The organism is Pseudomonas sp. Pseusp88, from assembly GCF_047303955.1.
Taxonomy (GTDB): Bacteria; Pseudomonadota; Gammaproteobacteria; order Pseudomonadales; family Pseudomonadaceae; genus Aquipseudomonas.
The window spans coordinates 24,949-51,864 of the sequence record NZ_JBGLYM010000016.1 but is presented as its reverse complement, the minus strand read 5'-3'; the positions used below and the strand labels follow the sequence as shown (position 1 = coordinate 51,864).

Genomic DNA, 26,916 nt, shown 5'->3' with positions numbered 1-26,916 from the left:
TTCATTCGCGAAGGCGTTGGTTCAAACGACAGAAATGCATCGAATTCAATGGCCTCTTCGCGAATGAATTCGCTCCCACAGGATTAGCCTCCATACTCAACGAAAGCGTAATCCGCAAACAAAAAACCCACCGATCAAGGTGGGTTCTTTGTTATTGCCTCAGCGCTTAGATCGCGCCACGGCTGCGCAGCAGATCCAGCACCTGCTTGACGCCTTCCTCGACATTCAGCGACTGGGTGTCGATCACCAGATCGGCATCCAGCGGCACATCGTACGGGAAGGACTCGCCGGGGATGTTGTCCTTGTCGGCGGCGTACAGGCCCTGTGGATCGCGTTCACGGCAAACCTGCGGCGAGGCCTGGACGTACACGGTGATCAGGCGATCGCTGCCGATCAGGCCCTTGGCGTTTTCACGGCCAGCGGCATCCGGCGCAACGAAAGCGGCCAGGGTCAGCAGGCCGGCTTCGTTGAACTGACGGGCGACGTGAGCCGCACGACGCCAGTTTTCGGTACGCCCGGCACGGTCCTGCGGCAGACCTTTGTTCAGGTCGTGACGCAGGTTCTGGCCGTCGAGGACGAACACCGCACGGCCCATGTCGAACAGCTTGCGCTCGACCGCATAGGCCAGGGTGCTCTTGCCCGCGCCGGACAGGCCGCTGAACAGCACGGTGGCCGGCTTCTGACCGAAGCGCTGGGCGCGCTCCTCGACAGAAACGTGGGCGAGCTCGCCGTGATGGCTGGCACCACCGGCGCTGACTGGCCTGGCGATGATCATGCCCGCCGCCACAGTGCCGTTGGTCAAGCGATCGATGACGATGAAGGCACCCGTCGTGCGGTTGCTGTCATAGCCATCCAGAGCGATTGGCGCATCAAGGCTGATCTTGACCCGACCGATTTCGTTAAGCTGCAACGCGCTGGCCGGACCTTCTTCCAGGGTGTTCACATCAACGCGGTGAGTAATGCTGGCGATGGAACCCGGTACATAGCTGGTGGCGCGCTTGATGTCGTATTTCTTGCCCGGCAGCATCGGCTCTTCAGCCATCCACACCAGCATCGCGTCAAACGCGTCGCTGACTTGCGGGACGTTGTCGGCATGCACCAGCAGGTCGCCGCGGGAGATATCGATCTCGTCTTCCATGGTCAGGGTCACGGCCTGACCTGGACCGGCGTGCTCCAGCTCACCTTCGAAGGTAACGATGGACTTGACCCGGCTGCTCTTGCCCGACGGCAGCACGACGATTTCATCGCCCTTGTGCACGACGCCGCTGGCCAGGGTCCCGGCGAAGCCACGGAAGTTCAGGTTAGGACGGTTGACGTACTGCACCGGGAAACGCAGATCGGTGTAATTGCGGTCGTTGGCGATCTCGACGGTCTCGAGAATCTCCATCAGTGACTGGCCGGTATACCACGGCGAGCGTTCGCTCTTGCTGACGACGTTATCACCCTTGAGCGCCGACATCGGCACGAAGGCCATGGTGCTTGGCTTGAAGGCGATACCGTCGGCGAACTTCAGGTAATCGGCCTTGATCGACTCGAATACCTGCTCGTCGAAACCGTTGAGGTCCATCTTGTTGATGGCCACAACGATGTGCTTGATGCCCAGCAACGAAGCGATGTAGCTGTGGCGACGGGTCTGGGTCTGCACGCCGTAACGGGCATCGACCAGGATGATCGCCAGATCACAGGTGGACGCACCGGTGGCCATGTTGCGGGTGTACTGCTCGTGGCCCGGGGTATCGGCAATGATGAACTTGCGCTTGGCCGTGGAGAAATAGCGGTAGGCGACATCAATGGTGATGCCCTGCTCGCGCTCGGCCTGCAGACCATCGACCAGCAGCGCCAGGTCGACGTCATCGCCGGTGGTGCCGGACTTCTTCGAGTCACGGGTAATGGCTTCCAGGTGATCTTCATAGATCATCTTGGAGTCGTGCAGCAGACGCCCGATCAGCGTGCTCTTGCCGTCATCGACGTTGCCACAGGTAAGAAAGCGCAGCATTTCCTTGCGTTCGTGCTGGCCCAGATAGGCGAGGATGTCCTCGCTGATCAATTCGGATTGGTGGCTCATTTCATTCAAGCTCCGAGCTGTAAGCTTCAAGCGGCAAGCTTGTCGGCGTACAACTAGTCAGAAATTTTGTTGATCAGCCCGCACAGCATTTTCGAAAGCTCGCGGGTTTCAATAATCCAAGCTGTTGCAAGTGGCTCAGCGATGTAACCAATTTCACTACCGATGATGAGCTGAGTCCTCAACTCACCGCAGGATGCTTTCGCAATCGACAAAAAACGGCACTTTTCCTTAGCAGTGAAGCGCTCCATGCCTTCTGCAATATTGCTCGGCACTGATAACCCGGAGCGAGTGATCTGGCTTCTGAAAGCCAAATCCGGGCAGTTGATCATCTCTTTGTAAAGACTGACCGACAATGCCTTTGCCCTTTGCCAAACCACGAGTTTCTCGAAATCCATTTCGATGACCTGCTTTTGATTTGCTTGAAGCTTGCCACTTGAAGCTTGCAACTGCTCCTCAGAAATAACCCTGACGTTTCTTTTCTTCCATCGAGCCTGCGCCATCGTGATCGATGACCCGGCCCTGGCGTTCGGAAGTTCGCGTCAGGAGCATTTCCTGAATGATGTCGGTCAGGCTGATGGCTTCGGACTCGACGGCGCCCGTCAACGGGTAGTCGCCCAGTGTGCGGAAGCGCACTTTTTTCTTGACGATGCGTGCGCGGTCGGCCTCGCTGAGGTGGTTACGCAGGCGATCGTCGTCGATCATGATCCAGGTGCCGTTCATTTCGATGACTTCGCGCTCAGCGGCGAAGTACAGCGGCACAATCGGGATGCCTTCAAGGTAGATGTACTGCCAGATGTCCAGCTCGGTCCAGTTCGACAGCGGGAATACGCGGATCGACTCGCCCTTGTTGACGTTGCCGTTGTACACGTTCCACAGCTCTGGGCGCTGGTTCTTCGGGTCCCAGCGGTGCTTGCTGTCGCGGAAGGAATACACGCGCTCCTTGGCGCGGGATTTCTCTTCGTCGCGGCGCGCGCCACCGAAAGCGGCATCGAAACCATGCTTGTCCAAAGCCTGCTTGAGGCCTTCGGTCTTCATGATATCGGTGTGCTTGGAGCTACCGTGAGTGAGCGGGTTGATGTCCTGGGCGACGCCGTCCGGGTTGATGTGGACAATCAGGTCCAGGCCCATTTCCTCGACCATGCGATCACGGAATTGATACATCTCCTGGAATTTCCAGCGGGTATCGACGTGCATGACCGGGAACGGTAGCTTGCCAGGGAAAAACGCCTTGCGTGCCAGATGCAGCATCACGGCAGAGTCTTTACCGACGGAGTACAGCATCACCGGGTTATCAAACTCGGCGGCGACCTCGCGGATGATGTGGATGCTTTCCGCCTCCAGCTGTTTCAGATGCGTCAGTTTGTCGACCATGGCTACTCACGGGGTTGCATTCGTTATGGACCGCAAGCATCAGCTTGCGGGGCGGCCTGCGGGCCGTGTTCGAGCCGCGCACTTTATCACGCAGCCTGCTTCTAATCAGCGGGGCGGATAGATCGAAACGATCTATGGATATAGCCTCTCGTTTGGGTGGCTAGATCGGATTGGGGCAGTCGATGAACAGATGTTCCAGGGCAAAACGTCGGGCCAGATAGTCGCCGAGGGCCTGAACGCCATAGCGTTCGGTAGCGTGATGGCCGGCGGCAATGAAACTGATGCCGTTTTCCTGAGCGCTATGAAAGGTCTGCTCCGACGCCTCACCACTGAGAAACAGATCGACCCCGGCGAGAATCCCCTGATCGATATAGCCCTGGCCACCGCCAGTGCACCAGCCGACCCGGCGAATCATATCGCTGCCTTCTATAAGCAGCGGCTCGCGACCGAGCACGTCCTGCACCTTGCGCGCGAAATCCCTGGGCATCATCGGCTCGGCCAGGGAGCCGACCAGGCCGACGATCCGGGCATTGTCCGGGTCCAGCGGACCTTCGACGGTGATATCCAGTTGCCGGGCCAGTTGCACGTTATTGCCCACTTCCGGATGGACATCCAGGGGCAAGTGGTAGGCCAGCAGACTGATGTCATGCTTGAGCAGGGTTTTCAGCCGGCGTTGCTTCATGCCGACCACACAAGGGTTCTCACCCTTCCAGAAATAGCCGTGATGGACCAGGATCAGGTCGGCCTGGGCCTCGACCGCCGCGTCAAGCAAGGCCTGACTGGCGGTGACGCCGCTGACGATACGCATCACTTGCGGGCGTCCCTCGACCTGCAGGCCGTTAGGGCAATAATCCTGAATGCGGGCACTGTTCAGATAGCGATCCGCTTCCTCGACCAGGGTGCTCAGGGCAACAGCCATAAAAGACTCCTAAATAGGCATTTCAGCAATGCGTGGTGCTCGTATAATGCCCGCCATTATGGCGCAGCTGTGGCAAAAATTTACCGCGCCTCTACCCCCTCAGGACTCGCTCAATGTTCAAGGCACTGCGTTTTTTCGGTTGGCCCTTGCTGACCGGTGTGCTCATCGCCCTGCTGATTATTCAGCACTACCCCGAATTGGTCGGCCTCCCGACTCAGGACGTCAACCTGCAACAAGCCCCACAAACCACCAAGATTCAGCAAGGCCCGGTGTCCTACGCCGACGCCGTGAGCATTGCGGCTCCGGCCGTGGCCAATCTGTACACCACCAAAATGGTCAACAAGACCAGCCGGCCGTTGTTCGAGGACCCGCAGTTCCGCCGCTTCTTCGGTGACAACCTGCCCAAGCAGAAGCGCATGGAATCGAGCCTCGGCTCGGGCGTGATCATGAGCCCCGAAGGCTATCTGTTGACCAACAACCACGTCACCACCGGCGCCGACCAGATAGTCGTCGCCCTCAAGGACGGCCGGGAAACCATCGCCCGGGTCATCGGCAGCGATCCCGAAACCGATCTCGCTGTACTGAAGATCGACCTGAAAAACCTGCCCGCCATCACCATCGGCAGCTCGGACAATATCCGCATCGGCGACGTCGCGTTGGCCATCGGCAACCCCTTCGGAGTCGGCCAGACCGTGACCATGGGCATCATCAGCGCCACCGGCCGCAACCAGCTGGGCCTGAACACCTATGAAGACTTCATCCAGACCGACGCGGCGATCAACCCCGGCAACTCGGGCGGTGCACTGGTGGATGCCAATGGCAACCTGACCGGTATCAATACTGCGATCTTTTCCAAATCCGGCGGTTCCCAAGGCATTGGCTTTGCGATTCCGACCAAGCTGGCCCTGGATGTCATGAAGTCGATCATCGAGCACGGTCAGGTTATCCGAGGCTGGTTGGGTATCGAAGTTCAACCCCTGACCCAGGAACTGGCCGAATCCTTTGGCCTCAAGGATCGCCCGGGGATCGTCGTCGCCGGGATCTTCCGCGATGGCCCGGCACAGAAAGCCGGGCTGCAGTTGGGTGACGTGATCCTGAACATCAATGGCGAACTGGCCGGTGATGGCCGCCGCTCGATGAATCAGGTGGCCCGCACCAAACCCGGCGAGAAGATTGCCATTGGCGTGATGCGTAACGGTAAAGAGTTGAAGTTGACGGCTGAGGTCGGCCTGCGCCCACCCCCTGCGCCGACACCGGCTGAGCAAGAATAAACAGACACGGGGCGACCCACAGCGCCCCGTTTTTTACCCACGGATTTTTAATGCCTACACCCAAACACTAAAACAGGGGTGGTAGTTATAGCCATTATTTACAACCGAGAGCACCGATAGACTTCAAGTTAATATCATTAACTTAAGGCTTTTCCGTGTCCATCGACAGAACACCCACCAAATATCTATCCACCACCACTTCAGCAAAAACACTATTTACCACCCTGCAAAACAATATTCCTCCCTGGTTGATCAACGCCTCTTCTGAAACTCACAGAGCATTACGCAGCGCACGCCTGCAAACACCGGACTGGTTTGAAAAAGCCCGCCTCTCGATGCCCGATGTCGTTCAGCAGTTACAGCGCGCCCACGCCGCCTATCTTGTCGATGAGCGACCAGTCAAACAATTACTGGCTCGTCTGCCGTCGGTTGAGGTGTTCGCTGCCCCCCTATTGACGGCGGCCATTGAGGAACGGTTCGGGCTGAAGGTCGATGTGCGTACGAGCTATCTGTTCTACGCACGACGGTTCCTGACAGACCAGTCGTTTGGCGCAGCTTCCAAAGACCCTTTAGTAGCAACCCAGGATGGGCTCAAGGCAGCGACGCAGCCGTTACTGCGCGCCGCCCTGCAAAATTTTGAAGCCTTTGAAACCCAACCCGGAGCGATGGATAAATCAAGCCGCAACAAAGCCGCTATTTATGCCGACTATCCTGTCAAAGGCATTGCAGTCACGGGTACGGTCTTGCCTATTGCCCCTGAACAGTTTGCAGACCTTTGTCGGACACTGGATCTGGGCGGCAAATACCAGGCATTGATCAGTGCTGTGGTGAACCCGGTGTCCAGACCCGGTGATGCTCCAGGCGCGGCGGCAGCCATTGTTCAGGCACAATTCAAACGGTTTGAAGCTTCGGCGATGACGCTGCAAGTGCATATTGCCCGCATGAAAGGTCTGATTAATGCAGATCAGCACAGTGCCTTACTGGAGTCTTTGCGCCACCGCTCAGGGATCTACCTCAACGGCCAGCAACGTGTCTGCAGTTTCCTCACACTATGGGATATCCCACTGACGGGTATCGTGGCCATTGGAAAACCGGCGAACGAAAGCAACCAGATAGAAAAAATCATCGTTTATATACCGGACGATCCTTTTCACCCCTTAAAAGAATACGAATCAACCCTGCACTTCATCAATGAACTAAGGGACCGGTTGTTGCATCGCAGTTATATGGATTTCTTCATGCGCTTCGTACCCGCCCGCGAACGTAACCGGTTGGCACGCAAACTCCATGAGGCTTTTTACCCCAAGGTCTGGAATAAGGCTGGCTGGTACGAACAGGTGCTGGATAAAAATGCAAAGCTGCACCTGAGGGCCGAGGCTTTTCCTTCCGGGCAGTTGATAGCTGATATCCATCGGCAAAAAGTTGCAATGCTACACAACGATGGCTTATTCCATGCAGTCCCCACCGCTGCCGAAGATCATAAAACCCTTGAAGACAAGTTACGTTACTTTGCTGAAAAAACGTTTGAGGTGCTTAACATTGCAGCGTTCGTAGTACCGGTATTGGGCGAGATCATGCTGGCCGTGACCGCCGCACAGCTGTGCTACGAAGTCTATGAAGGTATCGAAAGCCTGACCAGAGACGAGAAAGAGCAAGCCTGGTCTTACCTGCTGGACGTGGTGGAAAACCTTGCGTTGATGGCTGCGCTCGGGACTGCATCTGCCAACTCGCCTGGCATTGCGGCAGTCAAGGCACCCGCGGTGATAGAACAGATGCACGTCGTCGAACTGCCCACGGGTAGCACACGGTTGTGGAAACCCGATCTGGCACCCTTTGCCCACGACATCGTGCTTCCCGCCGGGCTTGAACCCAACGCACTGGGGCTTTACGACTATCAAGGTCAACAATGGCTGGCCCTGGAGGGCCGCACCTATGCAGTCAAAGGGGCAACGCCATACCGTCTGCAACATCCCACCCGTCCCGACGCTTATCAACCGACATTGCGCCATAACCATGCGGGCGCCTGGTTACATGAACTGGAGCAACCGCTGGACTGGCAGGGCCTGACGCTATTCCGTCGCCTGGGAAGGGCCCATGCCGGGTTTACCGACGTCACTGCCAGACGCATCCTGCAGGTCAGCGATACCCATGAAGCTGTCCTGCGCCATACCCTGGCCGAGGGCGAGCGACCGCCCGCAATGCTCGACGATACTGTGCAACGCTTCCGGCTTGATCAGGAGCTGGCCTCACAGATAGCCAACGATGAACACCTGCGCCCGCGCAGACACGAACTGTTCGAGGCTCGCTACGAGGCACTTCAAACCAGCGACAATGCTGGCGTTGCATTGATGCTCAGGGATTATTCAGGCCTGCCCAAAGCCGTAGCACAAGAACTGCTACGCCATGCCAGCGCCGAGGAGCTGTTGCAATTGACCCAGGAACAGCGCCTGCCACTAAGGATCGCCGAAGAAATCCGCGCCTATCAACAACAGGTGCGGCTGACTCGGGCCTACGAAGGATTGTACCTGGACTCGGTCGATCATCCCGATACCGACGTACTGATCCTGCACACCCTGGAAACACTGCCCGGCTGGTCGCCGCACATTCGCCTGGAAGTGCGTGATGGCTCATTCCACGGCGCCCTGCTCGACAGCATCGGCCCAATCGACGCTCCGATTCGCAAGGTGTTGATCAAGGAGGGGCGGGCTTATGAGGCCCGGGACAGCAACGACCAGCACCTGCACGGTCGAGACAATGTATTCGCTGCCGTCATGCATGCCCTGCCCGATGCCCAGCGCCAGGCATTGGGGCTGCCCCATGTGGGCCAGGGCAGTGAACTGCAACAAGCTCTGCAGGCCCGACCATTGCTACCCCGCCAGGCCCTGGCCGGATTGCTCAAGATGCAACCGCGCAAACCCGGCTTTAAATCCCCCATGCGACTGGCTGATGGTCGCCTGGGCTATCTGTTGAGCGGCCGGGGTGCTATGGAGGGCCATATCACCCGGGAAACGCTGCTGGACAAAGTGCGTCTGCTGGAATTGCCGGAGCCAGCCGAGCACACCCTCGCAGCCCTCGAAAACGCCAGACTCAGCCGCGTCGCCATCAACCAGCGCCTGGACCAACTCCTGAGCGAGCAACAAGCCCTGCGTGCCAGACTCAACAACTGGACGCAAACCCCAACGGCAAGCCCTGAGGAACAGGCCGCGCAAACCCTCAGCCGCCAGCGGATCCATGACGAGCTGTGGAATCACTGGCAGACCAGCCATCTGCCTGAAATTGGTCGGCATGCCGCACGCTTGCGACTGGAGGCTGTATGCCTTTCCGACTTTCCCGCGCAGTTGCCGGACTTTATCTTCGAGCGCATACACACACTGGAACTCAACGATGTCACGGTGGATATCCACCGTACCCTCAATACCAACAATGCACTGGCAGACCTGTTCAGCCGACTCCCGCACCTGACTTCGCTGACCATTGGCCGCAGCGCCCTGTCGGCAGGTTTCAGAGAGCTGGAGTTACTCGACGATGGAAGGGTCAGGGAGCTGCGGCCGGGCTTCGGCTTTCCCCACCTGCTGGCCGGAAGCCTGGACGGGCTGCGGGAGCTCAGGTTGACCAATCTGGGTTTGTATCTAAGTTCGATCGACATCGACAGCTTTCGCCAGATGTCCAACCTGCAGATCCTCGATTTAACCGGTAATCGAATGCTGACGAGCGCATCTGCACTCTCACCGCAAGCCTCGCTACCGGATTTCGGCGGATTGAACCTGCAATACCTGGGCTTGGAGGGAATGGAGCTGGATCGTTGGCCTGCATGGATCAATAGCCGCTGGACCGGGCAGATTGCCGAAATTTCCCTGGTCGATAACCGCATCACGTCACTGCCAGACGATGTTCTTTACAGCCCTGCGCCCGCTGAGCAACAGACCCGGGTTTTGTTACGAGGCAACGCTCTGCCCCGCAGGGTCCTGATAGCTGCCCGGCTGGCCAACGATCGGCCCCACGGGCGGTTCAGTTTCGAGGTCGAGACACCCCTCTCCCTTGAAACTACCGTCGAACAGCGTCTCCATCAACAACGAGCCCTGCATGAGGCAGTGGATAACTGGGCAGAAGCCTCCAGTTCCGCTGCACCGCTGAGCGAGGAGCGTATCCGGGCGCGTCGACAGATTGGTGAAAACCTTGGCGCCTTCTGGCGCGACATCAGCACAGACCATGGCCCGATAGCACTTGAGTTGAACGCTATTGACCTCGACGATTTTCCCCGGCAATTACCCGAGTTCTTTTATCGTGGAGTGCAGCATCTGTTGCTGAGCAGCATCAGGACCGCCCCCGGGCAGCTCGACGGACTGTTGCGCCACTTCACGCAACTACGCGACCTCACCATCAGAGACCACATGACCGCCATGGTGCAGCTGCCTGCGGTGTTGAGCGAGTTATCATCCCTGGCGACATTGAGCTTGCTGAACCAGGGTCTGCTCATTGATCAGACAGCCATAGAGTTTTTCGCTCGCCTGCCCGCCCTGACGCATTTGAGTCTGGACGGTAATACCCTGGGCGAGATCATCGATATTTCACCCTTGGCCGGCCGCAGGCTCTCTGCCCTGTCGCTGAGCAATGTCGGGCTACAGGCCTGGCCTGAGTGGCTGAGCGAGCTGATCCCGGGCAACATGGACATGCTTCATCTGGACGACAACCAACTGACCGAATTACCGGAGCACGTCCTGCAAAACCGACGCAATAATGAGCAACACACTGAAATCAGCCTGCTGGGCAACCCGCTCACCCATGACACCATGCGCCGCGCCCATACGTCAGAAGGCAATGGACGTACCTATTCGTTCGCCATGGACCTGCCTGCCGATATTCTTCTGCTCGATTACGAAACTCACAGCTCGGACACAGATACTTACGACAGCGACAGCTCGGACTCCTACCATCACATCCACAGCCCGCCTCCGCACCCGGTACAAGAAGTTGCCAATATCGAGCCGTGGCTATACGGCGCAGTCGAAGAACAGCAGCACTATCGCGCTATCTGGCAACAGCTTGATGGCGGTCAGGACGCGCAGGACCTGCTGAATCTGATCAACCGCCTGCGCCATACCGCCGACTACCGGACCCTGCGCAACCGACCGGAGATAATCGCGCGCGTCTGGCGCGTACTGGAAGCCGCCGCGCAGGACGCCGAACTGCGCCTGACGCTCAACGGCATGGCCGAGGAGCCTCTGCGTCTGCTTCTGGACTACGATACCTGTCCGGATGGCATCCGCCTGGAGTTCAACCAGATGGAAGTGCTGATTTACACCCGCCAGGCATTACTCGATGCTCCTGTCGAGCATCGTGGCCAAGCGCTCTACCACCTGACCCGTCGCCTTTATCGCCTGCACGAGCTGGATCGCATTGCCCGCGAGCAGGCGGGCAGTCGCGACGAAGCCGAAGTGCGATTGGCCTATCGCCTGCAATGGGCGGCAGAACTGGAGCTGCCGCTGCCGCCTGGCAGCATGCTGTACCGGGCGCACGCGCGGCTCAGGCCGGGCGAGCTGGATGAAGCGCTGGGGCGGGTAAGGCAGGGCGAAAGTACTGAACCGTTCATGGCGTACGCGGCGCAGCGGGATTTCTGGATGGACTATTTGCGCGAGACCTATGCTGAGCGCTTCCGCCAGCTCAAAGACGCGTATGAAGCCAATGTGCTGGCGCTGACCGATCTGCACCCGGATGACAATGTCGATCAGTACGCCCCCCGGATCGCAGCGCTGGAGCAGCAATTCAAAGAGGATGAGCAATACCTGATTCGTCAACTGACGATTCAGGAAGGCATGAGCCAGGATTAAGCTCTGCCTGTGGATAAAAAACGCCGCTTGAGTAAGCGGCGTTTTTTCTGCGCAGATTTAAAGCCCGCTCAATCCGTCCAGCAACGCCTGGTTCTGCTCCGGCGTACCGATGCTGATCCGCAGGAACTGCGCAATGCGCTCCTGCTTGAAGTGCCGCACGATCACTCCCTGTTCACGCAATCTGGCAGCAATCCCGGCTGCGTCATGCTGCGGGTGGCGGGCGAAGATGAAGTTGGCCGCCGACGGCAGTACTTCAAAACCCTTGCCCTGCAATTGTTCAACCAACGCTTCGCGACTGGCGATTACCGCGTTGCGGGTGACGTCAAAGTGCTCACGATCCTCGAAGGCCGCCGTGGCACCCACAATCGCCAGACGATCCAGCGGGTAGGAGTTGAAGCTGTTCTTGACCCGCTCCAGCGCCTCGATCAGATCCGGGTGACCGACCGCAAAACCGACCCGCAGACCGGCCAGTGAACGCGATTTGGACAAGGTCTGAGCCACCAGCAAGTTCGGGTAACGGTCGACCAGAGAGATGGCTGTCTCGCCGCCGAAGTCGATATAGGCTTCGTCGATCACCACCACCGAATCCGGGCTGCCCTTGACCAGTTGCTCGATGGCGTCCAGATCCAGCAGGCAGCCGGTCGGCGCGTTCGGGTTAGGGATGATGATCCCGGCATTGGGCTTGGTGTAGTCGGCTACCTGGATGCGGAACTGCTCGTCCAGCGGCACGGCGTCGTAGCCGATGCCATACAGGCCGCAATAGACCGGATAGAAGCTGTAGCTGATGTCAGGGAACAGCAGCGGTTTGTCGTGACGGAACAGCGCATTGAAGATATGCGCCAGTACCTCGTCGGAACCGTTACCAAGGAACACCTGATTGCGCTGCACGCCGTAGTAGTCCGCCACCGCCTGCTTGAGCAGGTCGCCGTTGGGGTCCGGGTACAGGCGCAAATCGTCGGTCAGTTGCTCGCGCATGGCCGCCAGCGCCTTGGGCGACGGGCCATAAGGGTTTTCATTGGTGTTGAGTTTGGTCAGCCTGGTCAGCTTCGGCTGTTCACCCGGTACATAGGGGACCAGATCGCTGACGAAAGAACTCCAGAACTTGCTCATTATTGGCCATCCTTTTTGTTGGCAGCAATCCAGGCCGGATCCGTGATGCGGTATTCAGCACTGCGGGCGTGAGCCGACAGCGATTCGCCGCGGGCCAATACCGAAGCAGTCTGGCCGAGCACGGACGCGCCCTCCTGCGAGCAGTAGATGATCGACGAACGTTTCTGGAAGTCATACACCCCCAGCGGCGAGGAGAAACGCGCGGTGCCGGAAGTCGGCAAAACGTGATTGGGACCGGCGCAATAATCGCCCAGGGCTTCGCTGGTGTGACGGCCCATGAAGATGGCACCGGCATGGCGAATCTGTGGCAGCCAGGCTTCAGGATCGGCCACCGACAACTCCAGGTGTTCCGGGGCGATGCGGTTGGCGACTTCGATGGCCTGTTGCATGTCGGCCACCTTGATCAGGGCGCCGCGGCCATTGATCGAGGTATTGATGATTTCGGCACGGTCCATGGTCGGCAGCAGGCGGGCAATGCTCGCCGCCACGCGATCGAGGAAGTCGGCATCGGGGCTGACCAGAATGGCCTGGGCGTCTTCGTCGTGCTCGGCCTGGGAGAACAGGTCCATGGCGATCCAGTCCGGATCGGTCTGGCCATCACAGACGACGAGAATTTCCGAAGGACCGGCAATCATGTCGATGCCGACCTGACCGAATACGTGGCGCTTGGCAGTGGCGACATAGATGTTGCCGGGGCCGACTACCTTGTCCACCTTCGGCACGCTCTCGGTGCCATAGGCCAGGGCCGCGACCGCCTGGGCGCCGCCGATGGTGAATACGCGATCGACGCCGGCGATGCAGGCCGCCGCCAGTACCAGCTCATTGATTTCACCGCGCGGCGTCGGCACAACCATGACCACTTCGGTGACGCCCGCGACTTTCGCCGGGATGGCGTTCATCAGTACCGACGACGGATACGACGCCTTGCCGCCCGGCACATACAGGCCGGCGCGGTCCAGGGGCGTGACTTTCTGGCCCAGCACCGTGCCGTCGGCTTCAGTGTAAGTCCAGGAGTCCTGTTTTTGCTTCTCGTGGTAGCTGCGCACGCGCTCGGCGGCCTTTTCCAGGGCTTCGCGCTGGGGTGCGGTGATGCGGGTCAGGGCCAGCTCCAGGCGTTCGCGCGGCAGAATCAGTTCGCTCATGGACTGCACGTGCAGGCCATCGAAACGCTGAGTGAACTCCACCAGCGCGGCATCGCCCCGCTCGCGTACGGCCTTGATGATATCCAGCACCCGCTGATTGACCGAGTCGTCGGACACACTTTCCCAGCTCAGCAGATGATCCAGATGTCGGGCGAAATCCGGATCAGCGGCGTCGAGTCGGCGAATTGCAGTGGAAGTGGTCATAGCGAGGGCCTCATTGATTGGCGAATGCTCAGGTGCCGTTAAGCTACCAAGCCGTCCGCGCAGGCACCTGAGAAATTTGGCTATGACACGGATAGCTGGGCGCGACGTGACGTCGCGCGGGTCAGTCAGCCGCGGTGTCGCGACTCTACGGCGGTGCGCAGAGTGTCGATCAGCGCCTGGATGCGGGCGTGCTGCATTTTCATCGAAGCCTTGTTCACCACCAGGCGCGAACTGATGGTTGCGATCAGTTCCTGAGGCTCAAGGCCGTTGGCGCGCAAGGTGTTGCCGGTGTCCACGACGTCGATGATCTTGTCGGCCAGACCGATCAGCGGCGCCAGTTCCATGGAGCCGTACAGCTTGATGATGTCGACCTGACGGCCCTGTTCGGCGTAGTAGCGCTTGGCAACATTGACGAACTTGGTGGCCACGCGCAGACGGCCCTTGGGCTCCACCGCACCAATGGCGCCGGCGGTCATCAGCTTGCATTTGGCAATCTGCAGGTCCAGCGGCTCGTAAAGGCCCTGGCCACTGTATTCCATCAGCACGTCCTTGCCCGCAACGCCGAGGTCGGCAGCGCCATGCTCGACGTAGGTCGGCACGTCGGTGGCACGCACGATCAACAGGCGTACATCGTCCTGGGTCGTGGGGATGATCAGCTTGCGGCTCTTGTCCGGATTCTCGGTCGGCACGATGCCCGCTTCAGCGAGAAGCGGCAGGGTGTCGTCAAGAATGCGGCCCTTGGACAGTGCGATGGTCAACATGGAAAACGTAAGTCCTTATCAGGAAACGTATGCCCGAACGCAATCGGCGTCGAACAACACCCGGACCCGTGACGCGGCCCGGGGCGAAACGAATTCGGTCATCCGGTGCGGGCACCGGATGACGCACAGCCACTAGCCCGGAACGCGACGAATCTTGGCGCCCAGCATTTGCAGCTTCTCTTCGATGCACTCGTAACCACGGTCAATGTGGTAGATGCGGTCGATCAGGGTATCGCCCTGGGCAACCAGCGCCGAGATCACCAGACTGGCCGAAGCCCGAAGGTCAGTGGCCATGACCGGAGCACCCTTGAGGTGGTCGACACCGGTAACGATCGCCGTGTTGCCTTCGACCTGGATCTGCGCGCCCATGCGATGCATTTCATACACGTGCATGAAGCGGTTTTCGAAGATGGTCTCGATCACCGCGCCAGTGCCTTCGCCGATGGCATTGAGCGAGATGAACTGCGCCTGCATGTCGGTCGGGAACGCCGGGTAAGGCGCGGTACGCACGTTGACCGCCTTGGGACGCTTGCCGTGCATGTTCAGCTCGATCCAGTCCGGACCGGTAGTGATTTCGGCACCGGCTTCCTGCAACTTGAGCAGGACCGCCTCAAGAATGGTCGGATCGGTGTCCTTGACCTTGACCCGGCCGCCAGTAGCGGCAGCGGCCACCAGGTAGGTGCCGGTCTCGATACGGTCAGGCATGACCTTGTAGGTGGCCGAACCCAGACGCTCGACGCCATCGATGGTGATGGTATCGGTGCCAGCACCGCTGACCTTGGCGCCCATGGCATTGAGGAAGTTGGCCAGGTCGACCACTTCCGGCTCGCGCGCGGCGTTCTGCAACACGCTGCGGCCTTTTGCCAGGCTGGCTGCCATCATGATGTTCTCGGTACCGGTCACACTGACGGTATCGAAGAAGAAGTGCGCGCCACGCAGGCCGCCTTCAGGCGCGCGGGCCTTGATGTAGCCGCCCTCGACATCGATGATCGCGCCCATGGCTTCCAGGCCTCGGATGTGCAGGTCGACCGGACGCGAACCGATGGCGCAACCGCCAGGCAGGGCAACTTCAGCCTCGCCGAAACGGGCAACCATCGGCCCCAGGACCAGGATCGACGCCCGCATGGTCTTGACCAGCTCGTACGGGGCAATCAGGGTCTTGATGGTGCGAGGGTCGATTTCAACGCTGAGCTTTTCGTCGATCACAGGCTCGATGCCCATGCGCCCGAACAGCTCGATCATGGTGGTAATGTCGTGCAAATGCGGCAGGTTCTGCACCACAACCGGGCCATCGGCCAACAGGGTTGCAGCCAGAATCGGCAGGGCAGAGTTCTTTGCCCCGGAAATGCGGATTTCGCCATCAAGACGAACACCGCCAGTAATAATCAGTTTATCCATTGGAGTCTCGACGCCTTTTGGCTCAGGTGCGCTCGGCCCACGCAGCGCGGCTGAAAAATTTCATGGTGACCGCGTGGATACTGCCATCGGTAATCCAAGGGTTCAGGTGCGCATAAATCTGCTGCTGACGTTTTACCGGGCTCAAGGCAGCCAGTTCGTCACTGATGACATTGAGCTGGAAATTGCAGCCTTCGCCCTCAACTTCCACCTGAGTCTCGGCCAGATTTGCTTCAAGGAAGCTCTTAACTTCTACGGCCTGCATGCTTAACCTCAATCGGCGCTCTACGCGCGCGGGTCGGCCATCATACAAAAAAGCCCGTGCAATGCGAACCCCGTAATACGGGGCCCGGACAGAGGGCTTAGTCGTGGATAGCGATTTATGATTGTAAAAGAAGTGCGTCCAGCTCTGAAACCTTGGCGATTTCGCGCATATCCAGCGGCAGCGCACGCACGCTGACAGCCTTGCCCAGAGCGGCGCCATCGCGCATGAACGCCAGCAGCAATGCCAGACCAACACTGCTCGACTTCTCGACAGCGGAGCAATCCAGCACAACGGATGCTGCCTGGCTCGACTTGATCAGCGCCCCACCCTGCTTGCGCAGGGCCGGGCCGGTACGGTAGTCGAGCACGCCGACCAGTTCGATCTCTCCGGCTGCACCAAGGCGAACAAGCGACTCACTCACCTTGAGGCGCCTTCTGCGCTGCATCGACGGTAGTTTCCTTGGCCTTGGCGACTTCGCCGGCCCAGCCATCAATGGTCTTGTCGAGATCGTTGCCATTGCGCTGCATCGAGTCGGCGAACTGATCACGGAACAGCTTGCCGATGTTGATGCCGTTGATGATCACGTTGCGCACTTTCCACTGGCCGTCGATTTTTTCGAGGGTGTAGGAAACCGGATAGACCGCGCCGTTATTGCCCTTGACCTGCATATCCACGCTGGTCCGGTCGGAGCCTTCTTCCTTGGCCGGGGATACGGTAATGCCCTGGTTGTTGTACTCGAGCAAGGCGTTGCCGTAGAACTGGATCAGGCTGCGCTTGAAGTTTTCCTGGAAGCGCTGCATCTGCGCAGGCGTGGCCTTGCGCGAATACTTGACGGTCATGATGCTCTTGGAAATGCCGTCGGCATCGATGGCCGGGCCGACAATACCGTTCAGCGCATCATAAAAAGCACTCGGGTTGCTTTTGTAGGTTTCTTTGTTCGCAGCCAGGTCACTCAACAGCTGCTTGGTCGTACGATCCACCAGATCATGGGCAGACTGGTCTGCCGCAGCGTTGGCCAGCATTGGCAGTGCAGCCAGCAAGACCAGCAGACCACGGCGCAAGGTCGAGATCATGTCAAACATCCTCATTTAGCGTCTTTGCTCACGGTGTTGAGCAGGAATTTGCCGATCAGGTCTTCCAGTACAAGGGACGACTGGGTGTCATGAATCGTTCCGCCATCGGTCAACAGTTTCGAATCGCCGCCGACGCTGAGACCGACGTATTTCTCGCCCAGCAGCCCGGCAGTCAGGATCGAAGCAGTCGAATCGATTGGCAGATTATTCACGCCCTTCTGCACTTCCATCGTCACCTTCCCGGTAAAACTTTCACGATCCAGATCGATTGCAGTGACCTTGCCGATGGTGACACCGGCCATGCTCACCTTCGCTCTGACAGTCAAACCGGCGATATTGTCGAAATACGCATAAAGTTTATAAGTATCGTTGGCCGTCGTGGCAGTCAGACCACTGACCCGCAGGGCGAGCAAGAGCAAAGCCAGCAGGCCGGCCAGCAGGAACAGGCCGACACCTGTTTCGATGGTGCGGTTTTGCATCAGAAATCTCCAAACATCAAGGCGGTCAAAATGAAGTCCAGGCCCAGTACGGCCAAGGAGGAATACACGACAGTCTTGGTCGTGGCACGGCTGATCCCTTCTGAAGTGGGCTCACAGTCGTAACCCTGGAATACGGCGATCCAGGTCACCACAAAAGCGAAGACTATGCTTTTAATTACACCATTGGCTACGTCATCCGTAAAAGAGACGCTGTTTTGCATGTTGGCCCAGAACGAACCCTCATACACACCCAACCAATCGATAGCCACCCAGGATCCGCCCCAGATACCCACCACATTGAAGATCAACGCCAGCACCGGCAAGGAAATGAAGCCCGCCCACAAACGCGGCGCAACAATGTACTTGAGCGGGTCGACCCCGATCATTTCCAGGCTCGACAGCTGTTCGGTGGACTTCATATTGCCAATCTCGGCGGTCAACGCCGATCCTGCGCGCCCGGCAAACAGCAAGGCCGTCACCACCGGGCCCAATTCACGCAGCAAGGTCAATGCCACCATCTGCCCCACGGCCTGCTCGGAACCGTATTTGGCCAGAATGCTGAACCCCTGCAACGACAGCACCATGCCGATGAATATGCCTGATACGACGATGATCGCCAGCGACAGGACACCCACCGAGTACAACTGTTTGATCAGCAGCTGAAAGCCGCCGCCAATCCCGCCACGGCCCAGGAGGGCGTGGACCAGGAACAGACCGGAACGCCCCAGTATCGTGACGGTTTCAATGGCCCCCTGCCCCAGATGGGCAACGCGGTCCAGTAATGACTTTCTGCGCATCAGCGCTTCCCCAAAAGATCTTCGCGAAAATCCGGCGCCGGATAGTGGAACGGCACAGGGCCGTCCGGATCGCCGGTCATGAATTGGCGCAGGCGCGGGTTGTCCGAGTTCATCAGGTCCTGCGGCGTCCCCTGCCCCAGCACCTGACCGTCGCCGACTACATAGAGGTAGTCGGCAATGCTCGCGGTCTCGGCCAGGTCATGGGAGACCACGACACTGGTGATCCCCAGCGCATCGTTGAGCAGGCGGATCAGGCGCACCAGCACGCCCATGGCGATCGGGTCCTGACCTACAAATGGTTCGTCGTACATCAGCACCTGGGGATCCAGAGCGATGGCGCGGGCCAGGGCCACGCGCCGCTTCATGCCGCCGGACAACTCATCGGGCATAAGCTCGATGGCACCGCGCAACCCCACCGCCTGCAACTTGAGCAGGACAATGTCACGAATCATTTCTTCGGGAAGTTCGGTGTGGACACGCAACGGAAAGGCCACGTTCTCGAAGACATCGAGATCGGTGAACAGGGCGCCGCTTTGAAAAAGAACACCCATTTGCTTGCGGGCATCGAACAGATCACTGCGCGACAACTTCGGCAGATTCTGACCATTGACCCACACTTCACCACTCGACGGGCGCAGTTGTGCCCCCATCAGACGCAGCAAGGTGGTCTTGCCGCTGCCCGAAGGCCCCATGATGCCGGTGACCTTGCCCCTGGGAATTTGAATGTCGACATTATTGAAGATGCTGCGCGTACCGCGCTTGAAGGACACGCCCTTCAGCTCGATCGCGTAGGCGTTATCGGCGCTCATCTAGACTCCTTGCGATACAACCTCACTCTCAGCTGCCGAGCCCTGAGGCAGGGGGACAGGCTATCTAGGTGGGTCGAACAAGCGGCGAACTATACCACCGCAATAGAGGGACGCCAAAGAGAGAACCCTGCTTCATTCAGCACGAGGACAGATATTTGATACAGCCCTCATATATGCAGGGATATGGCAAATGGCCCGTATTTACGGCTTGTCGCACGCAAGAAATGTGCGCAATTTCAAAGTGCGACGATCGAGCGTGAGGGAATCGTGCATTACCGTTATAATCGCCGCCTTTTCACAGGCTGACCGATTTCCGATATGAGCCAATCCAGCGACCTGATTCAATCCGCACAACGCACCATCCGCCTCGAAATGGAAGCCGTGGAAGGCCTGCTGGGCTTTATCGATGCCGAATTTGTACGCGCGTGCGAAATGATTCTGGCAAGCCGTGGCCGCGTCGTCGTGGTCGGCATGGGCAAGTCCGGGCATATCGGCCGCAAGGTTGCCGCGACCCTGGCCAGTACCGGCACTCCGGCGTTTTTCGTGCATCCGGCCGAGGCCAGCCATGGCGACATGGGCATGATTACCCGGGACGACATCATCCTCGCCCTGTCCAATTCGGGCACCACCGCAGAAATCGTCACCCTGTTGCCGCTGATCAAGCGCCTGGGTATCAAGATGATCAGCCTGACCGGCAACCCGACTTCGACCCTGGCCAAGGCCGCCGACATCAGCCTGAATGCCCATGTCGAGCACGAAGCCTGCTCGCTTAACCTGGCACCGACCTCCTCGACCACTGCCACGCTGGTCATGGGCGATGCCCTGGCGGTGGCCCTGCTCGACGCCCGCGGCTTCACTGCCGAAGATTTCGCCTTCTCCCACCCCGGTGGTGCACTGGGTCGACGCCTGCTGCTCAAGGTGGAAAACGTCATGCACACCGGCGACGACCTGCCCCAGGTGCAGCGCGGCACCCTGTTGCGCGACGCCCTGATGGAAATGACCCGCAAGGGCCTGGGCATGACCGCTATCCTGGAAGCTGACGGCCGCCTGGCCGGGATTTTCACGGACGGCGACCTGCGCCGTACCCTGGATCGCCCGATCGATATCCGCCAGACCACCATCGACGAAGTGATGACCGTGCACGGCAAGACCGCCAAGGCCGACATGCTCGCCGCCCAGGCCCTGAAAATCATGGAAGACCACAAGATTGGCGCGCTGATCGTCGTCGACGAAAACGACCGTCCGGTGGGCGCCTTCAACCTGCAGGACCTTCTGCGCGCAGGTGTCATGTAATGGCTGCACTTATTAATGGAGGCCAGTGAAATGACCCCTGAAGCAACCGCAGATCTGCTGCAACGTGGCAAACAGATCAAACTGGCCGTGTTCGACGTCGATGGCGTGCTGACCGATGGCCGCCTGTACTTCCTCGAAGACGGCAGCGAATTCAAGACCTTCAATACCCTCGACGGCCAGGGCATCAAGATGCTGATGGCCGCAGGCGTTACCACGGCTATCATCAGCGGGCGCAAGACCCCGGTGGTCGAGCGCCGGGCGAAGAATCTGGGCATCCCGCACCTGTATCAGGGCCGCGAAGACAAGCTGGTGGTACTCGACGAATTGCTCGCCCAACTCAACTTGAGTTACGAACAGGTCGCTTATCTGGGTGATGATCTGCCAGACTTACCCGTTATCCGTCGTGTCGGCCTGGGCATGGCCGTCGCCAACGCCGCGGGTTTCGTGCGCCAGCACGCCCATGGCGTGACTCAGGCACGCGGTGGCGAAGGTGCTGCGCGTGAGTTCTGCGAGCTGATCCTGAGCGCCCAGGGCAGCCTCGAAGCGGCCAATGCCGCCTACTTATAGAAGCCATTTATGCTAAGCAAAAGATTTCGTACGTTCCTGGTCTTCGGAGTGCTGGCCCTGCTGTTGGCCGCCGCAGGCTACTGGAACATCAACCCGGAAAGCTTCCTGGACAAGAACAAGACGGTCGTTGACGACACCGCCATCGACTTCTACGCGACCAACGCCCATACCGTGCAGTACCTGCCCGATGGCGGCGTGCAATATGAATTGACGTCCGACAAGGTCGAGCATCTCAAGGCCACCGATGTCAGCTGGCTGACCAACCCGGACATGTTCATGTATCGCGGCACGGCCTACCCATGGCATGTGCAAAGCAAACAGGCTGAAGTGTCATCGGGCGGCGACCAGGTTGAACTGATCGACAATGTGCGCGTTGCGCGCACCGATGAAAGAAACCGCACCACCATCATCACCAGTAGCCGTATGACTGTATTCCCGCAGAAGCAATATGCGCAGACCGAGCAAGCCGTTAGAATCGACGGCGCTGGCGGTGTGACTACGGCCAAGGGAATGAAAGCGTACTTGAATGACAGCAAGATAAACTTGCTATCCAACGTAAGAGGGCAGTATGAGGCTCGTTAATACCCTTCCTTTTTTGCTTGGCCTGGGTGCAGCACTGGGAAGCGCGAGCGCCTGGTCCCTGCCGACCGACCGCGATCAGCCAATCCACATCCAGTCTGACGATGCTCAGCTCGATGACAAGCAGGGCGTTGCCACCTACAAGGGCAACGTTATCATCACTCAGGGCACCATGAAGATCACCGGCAACACCGTGACCATCACGCGCAACGCCCAGGGTGACGTCGACGTCTTTACTTCGGTCGGCAACCTGGCCTACTACGAGCAGAAGCCCCAGGTGGATAAACCCATCGTCCAGGCCTATGGCGTGACGATCCAGTACTTTGCCGCACAAAACCGCATCGTGCTGATCGACAAGGCCAAGGTCATCAACGACGGCAACACGTCCGAAGGCGAGAAAATCGTCTATGACACCGTCAAACAGGTGGTCAACGCCGGTCGCGCCAATGGCTCCAAGATTACCGCGCCGCGTCCGCGCATCGACATGGTTATCCAGCCGAAGAACAAGACCACCCCACCGAACACTCCGCAGAAGGCCCAGTAAATGGCAACGCTGAAAGCCCAGCATTTGGCTAAAAGCTATAAGGCCCGCCAAGTGGTGCGCGATGTGAGCCTGTCCATCGACAGCGGTCAGATCGTCGGCTTGCTCGGCCCTAACGGCGCAGGCAAGACGACCTGCTTCTACATGATCGTGGGCCTGGTCCAGGCGGACCAGGGCCGTGTGCTCATCGACGACCTGGATGTCAGCCACCAACCCATGCACGGCCGCGCCCGGGCAGGCATTGGCTATCTGCCCCAGGAAGCCTCGATCTTCCGCAAGCTGTCGGTTGCAGACAACATCATGGCGATCCTGGAAACCCGCAAGGAGCTGGACGCCGCTGCCCGCCGCAAAGAGCTGGAAAGCCTGCTGCAGGAATTCCACATCAGCCATATCCGCGACAACCTGGGCATGAGCCTGTCCGGTGGCGAACGTCGCCGGGTCGAGATCGCCCGCGCGCTGGCAACTTCACCGAAGTTCATCCTGCTCGACGAACCCTTCGCCGGTGTGGACCCGATTTCGGTCGGCGATATCAAGCAAATCATTTACCACCTCAAGGCCAAGGGCATCGGCGTCCTGATCACTGACCACAACGTCCGTGAAACCCTGGACATCTGCGAGACCGCCTACATCGTCAACGACGGGCAACTGATCGCCGAAGGCGACTCGGCAACCATCCTGGCCAACCAGTTGGTGAAAGAAGTCTACCTCGGACACGAATTTCGCCTCTGATGGCTGCGATGTTTCACTGCCCGACTATGGGCAATGCCTGAGGGCCCGGAGCGATGCAATTTTAATTGCATCACACTCTAGGCAAAGACTTCAGTTTCAGGCATATAATTTGCTTATGTTGGCGCTTCGGCGCCCTGTAGTGGATGGCGCATGTGCGCCGGCGAATAAGGTGTTTAGCCCCTGCCATGAAACCATCGCTAGTCTTGAGAATGGGCCAGCAGCTGACGATGACGCCGCAGCTGCAACAGGCCATCCGCTTACTTCAGTTGTCGACTCTGGACCTTCAACAGGAAATCCAGGAAGCGCTGGAGTCCAATCCCATGCTGGAACGCCAGGAAGAAGGCGACGACTTCGACAACGCCGATCCACTGGCCGACAATATCGAAGCGAAAACCAGCACCGAGATCCAGGAACCGACCTACCAGCAGGAATCCGCGCCCACCGTGGACAACCTGGAGGATGGCGAGTGGGGCGAACGCATCCCCAACGAATTGCCGGTGGATACCGCCTGGGAAGACGTCTACCAGACCAGCGCCAGCAGCCTGCCCAGCAATGACGACGACGAGTGGGACTTCACCACTCGCACCTCGGCCGGGGAAAGCCTGCAAAGCCACCTGCTCTGGCAGTTGAACCTGGCGCCGATGTCCGACACCGATCGCCTGATCGCGGTCACCCTGATCGACTGCATCAACAACCAGGGCTACCTGGACGAGACGCTTGAAGAAATTCTCGACGCCTTCGATCCCGAGCTGGACATCGAGCTGGATGAAATAGAGGCGGTTCTGCACCGCATCCAGCAATTCGAGCCGGCCGGCATCGGCGCGCGCAACCTTAGCGAATGCCTGTCACTGCAACTGCGTCAGCTGCCCGCCAAGACCCGCTGGCTGGCCGAGGCACAGCGCCTGGTCACCGACTACATCGACCTGCTGGGCAGTCGCGACTACACCCAACTGATGCGCCGCATGAAGCTCAAGGAAGAAGAGCTGCGCCAGGTCATCGAACTGGTGCAGAGCCTCAACCCGCGTCCGGGCTCGCAGATCGAGTCCACCGAAGCCGAATACGTGGTCCCCGACGTGATCGTGCGCAAGGACAATGAGCGCTGGCTGGTCGAACTCAACCAGGAATCGGTGCCGCGTCTGCGAGTCAATCCGCAGTACGCCGGTTTTGTCCGTCGCGCCGATACCAGTGCCGACAACACCTTCATGCGCAATCAGTTGCAGGAAGCCCGCTGGTTCATCAAGAGCCTGCAGAGCCGCAACGAAACCCTGATGAAAGTTGCCACCCAGATCGTCGAGCACCAGCGCGGCTTCCTTGAGTACGGCGACGAGGCGATGAAGCCGCTGGTCCTGCACGATATTGCCGAAGCTGTCGGCATGCATGAATCGACCATCTCCCGTGTAACGACGCAGAAATTCATGCATACCCCCCGTGGCATATATGAACTCAAGTACTTCTTCTCCAGCCACGTAAGCACCTCCGAAGGCGGAGAATGCTCGTCCACAGCCATCCGCGCGATCATCAAAAAACTGGTTGCTGCGGAAAATCAGAAAAAGCCGTTGAGTGACAGCAAGATCGCTGGTTTACTGGAGGCACAAGGCATTCAAGTAGCCCGTCGCACAGTAGCCAAATACCGCGAATCACTTGGGATAGCACCGTCCAGTGAGCGCAAGCGCCTGATGTGACGATGGCAAGCTGGCAGCGTTCCAGTGGCAGGCATCAGCCTGCCTCTCTATGCACTGGCAATAAGGAGAAAGCGGTATGCAAGTCAACATCAGTGGACATCAACTGGATGTGACCGACGCCCTACGCGACTACATCACCGAGAAACTCGGACGACTGGAGCGCCACTTCGACAAAATCACCAATGTGCAGGTGATCATGGAGGTCGAGAAGCTGAAACAGAAAATCGAAGCCACCCTGCACATACCCGGCGGAGAAGTGGTCGCCAACGCGGAACATGCCGACATGTACGCAGCGATCGACCTCCTGACCGACAAGCTCGACAGACAATTGCTCAAGCATAAGGAAAAACAGCAACGCAGCCTGCAAGGTGCAGCGGCGCGCTGATACCCCACCTACATGATCCGACTTGAAAATATCCTGACCCCTGGCCGTTCATTCGTGGACGTGCCAGGCACCAGTAAAAAAAAGGTGCTCGAAGAAATCGCCAGGCTGATTGCCAAGGGGACAAGCCCTGAAATTGATCAGCAAGACGTCTACGAGCATCTTATTGCCCGCGAAAAACTCGGTTCGACCGGTTTTGGCAATGGTATCGCCATTCCACACTGCCGGCTGAAGGGCTTGACCTCACCGATCAGCGCAGTGCTTCATCTGAAAGAGAAGATAGAATTCGACGCCATCGATGGCGCGCCTGTCGACCTGTTGTTTGTTCTGCTGGTCCCCGAAGCGGCAACCGATGCCCATCTGGAGTTGCTGCGCCAGATCGCCGGCATGCTGGATAACGCCGATAACCGCATAAAACTGCGCAGTGCCAAAAGCAGTGAGCTGCTTTATCAAGTGGTACTGGACGTGCAGAACGGTAACTGATCATGCGCATGATCATCGTCAGCGGCCGCTCCGGCTCAGGCAAGAGCACGGCCCTCGATGTTCTGGAGGACAGCGGCTTCTATTGCGTCGACAACCTCCCCGCCGGCCTGCTGCCCGAGCTTGCCGAGCGCGCCCTGATCAATACCGAACTGGCTGAACCGATGCTCGCCGTCTCCATTGATGCGCGCAATCTGCCCAGCCACCTGACCCGCTTCCCGCAAATGCTCGAAGAAGTTCGCTCGCGCAATATCCGCTGCGATGTCATCTATCTCGATGCGGACGAGGCCACACTGTTCAAACGCTTCTCGGAAACCCGTCGTCGCCACCCGTTGAGCAATGCCAATCGCTCTCTGGCTGAAGCGATACGCGACGAGAGCAAGCTGCTGAGCCCGATCATCGATCTGGCTGACCTGTCCATTGACACGACCCACCTGAATCTCTACCAGCTACGCGACACGCTGAAACTGCGCCTGCTGGACAAACCGGAGCCAGGCACCGCCATCCTGATCGAGTCCTTCGGTTTCAAGCGCGGCATGCCCGTGGAAGCCGATGTGGTGTTCGACGTGCGCTGCCTGCCCAACCCTTATTGGAAACCGGAGCTGCGCGAGCAGTCCGGTCTGGATCAACCGGTTGCCGACTACCTCGCGGCGCAACCTGATGTCGAAGAGATGTTTCAGGATATCTTTGCCTACCTCAACAAGTGGCTGCCGCGTTTTGCCGCCAGCAATCGATCCTACGTCACCATTGCGATTGGCTGTACCGGCGGGCATCACCGCTCTGTCTATCTGACGGAACGCCTGGGCCGAGTGCTGCAACAATCCCTCAAGAACGTTCAGGTCCGCCACCGCGACCTTAGTTGAAAGGACTTTCACTGCGATGCCCGCTCGTCAAATCACCATTATCAACAAGCTCGGCCTGCATGCCCGTGCAGCGGCTAAATTCGTCGGCGTGGCGGGCCAATACTCCTGCCAGATCAGGATCGGGCGTACCCCGCAAAGCATGGTCGACGGCAAGAGCATCATGGCCGTCATGATGCTGGCGGCAGGTAAAGGCACCGAAATCCACCTGCACACCGAGGGCGAAAAGGAACAGGAGGCACTGGATGGATTGGTGGCGCTGATCAATAACTACTTTGATGAAGGCGAGTAAACCGCGTCTCTGATTATGGAAT

Annotated in this window: 26 protein-coding genes; 12 read left to right on the top strand and 14 right to left on the bottom strand. The window is 58.8% G+C overall.

Features of this window, described 5'->3' with window-relative positions:
* Positions 1-166 precede the first annotated feature (166 nt).
* The 4 genes from cysN to ACCD02_RS19490 form a co-directional block, all read right to left on the bottom strand.
* Entirely contained in the window at positions 167-2,065 is a 1,899-nt protein-coding gene (gene cysN, locus ACCD02_RS19505) for a sulfate adenylyltransferase subunit CysN (protein ID WP_413305247.1), read from the bottom strand.
* Positions 2,066-2,118: 53 nt separating this feature from the next.
* On the bottom strand, positions 2,119-2,460 hold the full coding sequence (locus tag ACCD02_RS19500; RefSeq protein ID WP_413305424.1) for a four helix bundle protein: 342 nt from the start codon (positions 2,458-2,460) through the stop codon (positions 2,119-2,121).
* 58 nt (positions 2,461-2,518) lie between these two features.
* Positions 2,519-3,436: a sulfate adenylyltransferase subunit CysD gene (cysD, locus tag ACCD02_RS19495; RefSeq protein ID WP_259098330.1), complete on the bottom strand. Its 918-nt coding sequence runs from the start codon at positions 3,434-3,436 to the stop codon at positions 2,519-2,521.
* A 160-nt stretch (positions 3,437-3,596) separates the two neighbouring features.
* Positions 3,597-4,355: a Nif3-like dinuclear metal center hexameric protein gene (locus ACCD02_RS19490; protein ID WP_413305244.1), complete on the bottom strand. Its 759-nt coding sequence runs from the start codon at positions 4,353-4,355 to the stop codon at positions 3,597-3,599.
* Positions 4,356-4,468: 113 nt separating this feature from the next.
* Here ACCD02_RS19490 and algW point away from each other — a divergent pair, with 113 nt between their 5' ends.
* Positions 4,469-5,626: a Do family serine endopeptidase AlgW gene (gene algW, locus ACCD02_RS19485; protein WP_413305241.1), complete on the top strand. Its 1,158-nt coding sequence runs from the start codon at positions 4,469-4,471 to the stop codon at positions 5,624-5,626.
* Positions 5,627-5,961: 335 nt separating this feature from the next.
* A complete protein-coding gene (locus ACCD02_RS19480) occupies positions 5,962-11,454 on the top strand; it encodes an NEL-type E3 ubiquitin ligase domain-containing protein (RefSeq protein ID WP_413305239.1) in 5,493 nt (1,830 codons plus the stop codon).
* A 57-nt stretch (positions 11,455-11,511) separates the two neighbouring features.
* Here the strand turns inward: ACCD02_RS19480 and hisC are convergent, their stop codons facing one another.
* The 10 genes from hisC to ACCD02_RS19430 form a co-directional block, all read right to left on the bottom strand.
* Complete coding sequence (gene hisC, locus ACCD02_RS19475) at positions 11,512-12,564, bottom strand: histidinol-phosphate transaminase (protein WP_413305236.1); 1,053 nt, start codon at positions 12,562-12,564, stop codon at positions 11,512-11,514.
* Positions 12,564-13,910 carry a histidinol dehydrogenase gene (gene hisD, locus ACCD02_RS19470; RefSeq protein WP_413305233.1) on the bottom strand — a complete coding sequence of 449 codons (1,347 nt, stop codon included), beginning with the start codon at positions 13,908-13,910 and terminating at the stop codon, positions 12,564-12,566. The genes hisC and hisD overlap by 1 nt, the downstream gene beginning before the upstream one ends.
* A gap of 125 nt (positions 13,911-14,035) precedes the next feature.
* Entirely contained in the window at positions 14,036-14,671 is a 636-nt protein-coding gene (gene hisG / locus ACCD02_RS19465) for an ATP phosphoribosyltransferase (RefSeq protein WP_413305230.1), read from the bottom strand.
* Between the two features lie 132 nt (positions 14,672-14,803).
* Positions 14,804-16,069: a UDP-N-acetylglucosamine 1-carboxyvinyltransferase gene (gene murA, locus ACCD02_RS19460; protein WP_413305227.1), complete on the bottom strand. Its 1,266-nt coding sequence runs from the start codon at positions 16,067-16,069 to the stop codon at positions 14,804-14,806.
* Positions 16,070-16,091: 22 nt separating this feature from the next.
* Complete coding sequence (locus tag ACCD02_RS19455) at positions 16,092-16,331, bottom strand: BolA family protein (protein WP_413305224.1); 240 nt, start codon at positions 16,329-16,331, stop codon at positions 16,092-16,094.
* 115 nt (positions 16,332-16,446) lie between these two features.
* Complete coding sequence (locus tag ACCD02_RS19450) at positions 16,447-16,752, bottom strand: lipid asymmetry maintenance protein MlaB (RefSeq protein WP_413305221.1); 306 nt, start codon at positions 16,750-16,752, stop codon at positions 16,447-16,449.
* On the bottom strand, positions 16,745-17,404 hold the full coding sequence (locus ACCD02_RS19445; RefSeq protein ID WP_413305219.1) for a phospholipid-binding protein MlaC: 660 nt from the start codon (positions 17,402-17,404) through the stop codon (positions 16,745-16,747). Before ACCD02_RS19445 ends, ACCD02_RS19450 begins: the two co-directional genes overlap by 8 nt.
* Positions 17,405-17,415: 11 nt before the next feature.
* A complete protein-coding gene (gene mlaD, locus ACCD02_RS19440; protein ID WP_413305216.1) occupies positions 17,416-17,883 on the bottom strand; it encodes an outer membrane lipid asymmetry maintenance protein MlaD in 468 nt (155 codons plus the stop codon).
* Positions 17,883-18,680, bottom strand: coding sequence for a lipid asymmetry maintenance ABC transporter permease subunit MlaE (mlaE, locus tag ACCD02_RS19435; protein WP_259098313.1), 798 nt, complete (start codon positions 18,678-18,680; stop codon positions 17,883-17,885). The genes mlaD and mlaE overlap by 1 nt, the downstream gene beginning before the upstream one ends.
* The gene (locus ACCD02_RS19430; RefSeq protein ID WP_413305213.1) at positions 18,680-19,489 is read right to left on the bottom strand and encodes an ATP-binding cassette domain-containing protein; all 810 of its coding nucleotides are present in this window, start codon (positions 19,487-19,489) and stop codon (positions 18,680-18,682) included. Before ACCD02_RS19430 ends, mlaE begins: the two co-directional genes overlap by 1 nt.
* Before the next feature lie 318 nt (positions 19,490-19,807).
* Between ACCD02_RS19430 and ACCD02_RS19425 the strand changes: the two genes are divergently transcribed.
* The 10 genes from ACCD02_RS19425 to ACCD02_RS19380 all read left to right on the top strand — a co-directional run bounded on the left by ACCD02_RS19425 (position 19,808) and on the right by ACCD02_RS19380 (position 26,894).
* The gene (locus ACCD02_RS19425; protein ID WP_413305210.1) at positions 19,808-20,782 is read left to right on the top strand and encodes a KpsF/GutQ family sugar-phosphate isomerase; all 975 of its coding nucleotides are present in this window, start codon (positions 19,808-19,810) and stop codon (positions 20,780-20,782) included.
* Between the two features lie 30 nt (positions 20,783-20,812).
* Positions 20,813-21,349 carry a KdsC family phosphatase gene (locus ACCD02_RS19420; RefSeq protein ID WP_413305203.1) on the top strand — a complete coding sequence of 179 codons (537 nt, stop codon included), beginning with the start codon at positions 20,813-20,815 and terminating at the stop codon, positions 21,347-21,349.
* A gap of 9 nt (positions 21,350-21,358) precedes the next feature.
* Complete coding sequence (gene lptC / locus ACCD02_RS19415) at positions 21,359-21,931, top strand: LPS export ABC transporter periplasmic protein LptC (RefSeq protein ID WP_413305201.1); 573 nt, start codon at positions 21,359-21,361, stop codon at positions 21,929-21,931.
* Complete coding sequence (gene lptA / locus ACCD02_RS19410) at positions 21,918-22,472, top strand: lipopolysaccharide transport periplasmic protein LptA (RefSeq protein WP_413305198.1); 555 nt, start codon at positions 21,918-21,920, stop codon at positions 22,470-22,472. Before lptC ends, lptA begins: the two co-directional genes overlap by 14 nt.
* The gene (gene lptB, locus ACCD02_RS19405; RefSeq protein ID WP_413305196.1) at positions 22,473-23,198 is read left to right on the top strand and encodes an LPS export ABC transporter ATP-binding protein; all 726 of its coding nucleotides are present in this window, start codon (positions 22,473-22,475) and stop codon (positions 23,196-23,198) included.
* A 185-nt stretch (positions 23,199-23,383) separates the two neighbouring features.
* Complete coding sequence (locus ACCD02_RS19400) at positions 23,384-24,880, top strand: RNA polymerase factor sigma-54 (protein WP_413305194.1); 1,497 nt, start codon at positions 23,384-23,386, stop codon at positions 24,878-24,880.
* A gap of 76 nt (positions 24,881-24,956) precedes the next feature.
* Positions 24,957-25,265, top strand: a complete 309-nt coding sequence (hpf, locus tag ACCD02_RS19395; protein WP_259098298.1) for a ribosome hibernation-promoting factor, HPF/YfiA family — start codon at positions 24,957-24,959, stop codon at positions 25,263-25,265.
* 12 nt (positions 25,266-25,277) lie between these two features.
* On the top strand, positions 25,278-25,745 hold the full coding sequence (gene ptsN, locus ACCD02_RS19390) for a PTS IIA-like nitrogen regulatory protein PtsN (RefSeq protein WP_413305192.1): 468 nt from the start codon (positions 25,278-25,280) through the stop codon (positions 25,743-25,745).
* A gap of 2 nt (positions 25,746-25,747) precedes the next feature.
* A complete protein-coding gene (rapZ, locus tag ACCD02_RS19385; RefSeq protein WP_259098295.1) occupies positions 25,748-26,605 on the top strand; it encodes an RNase adapter RapZ in 858 nt (285 codons plus the stop codon).
* Positions 26,606-26,621: 16 nt separating this feature from the next.
* Positions 26,622-26,894, top strand: coding sequence for an HPr family phosphocarrier protein (locus ACCD02_RS19380; protein WP_413305189.1), 273 nt, complete (start codon positions 26,622-26,624; stop codon positions 26,892-26,894).
* Positions 26,895-26,916: the final 22 nt, after the last annotated feature.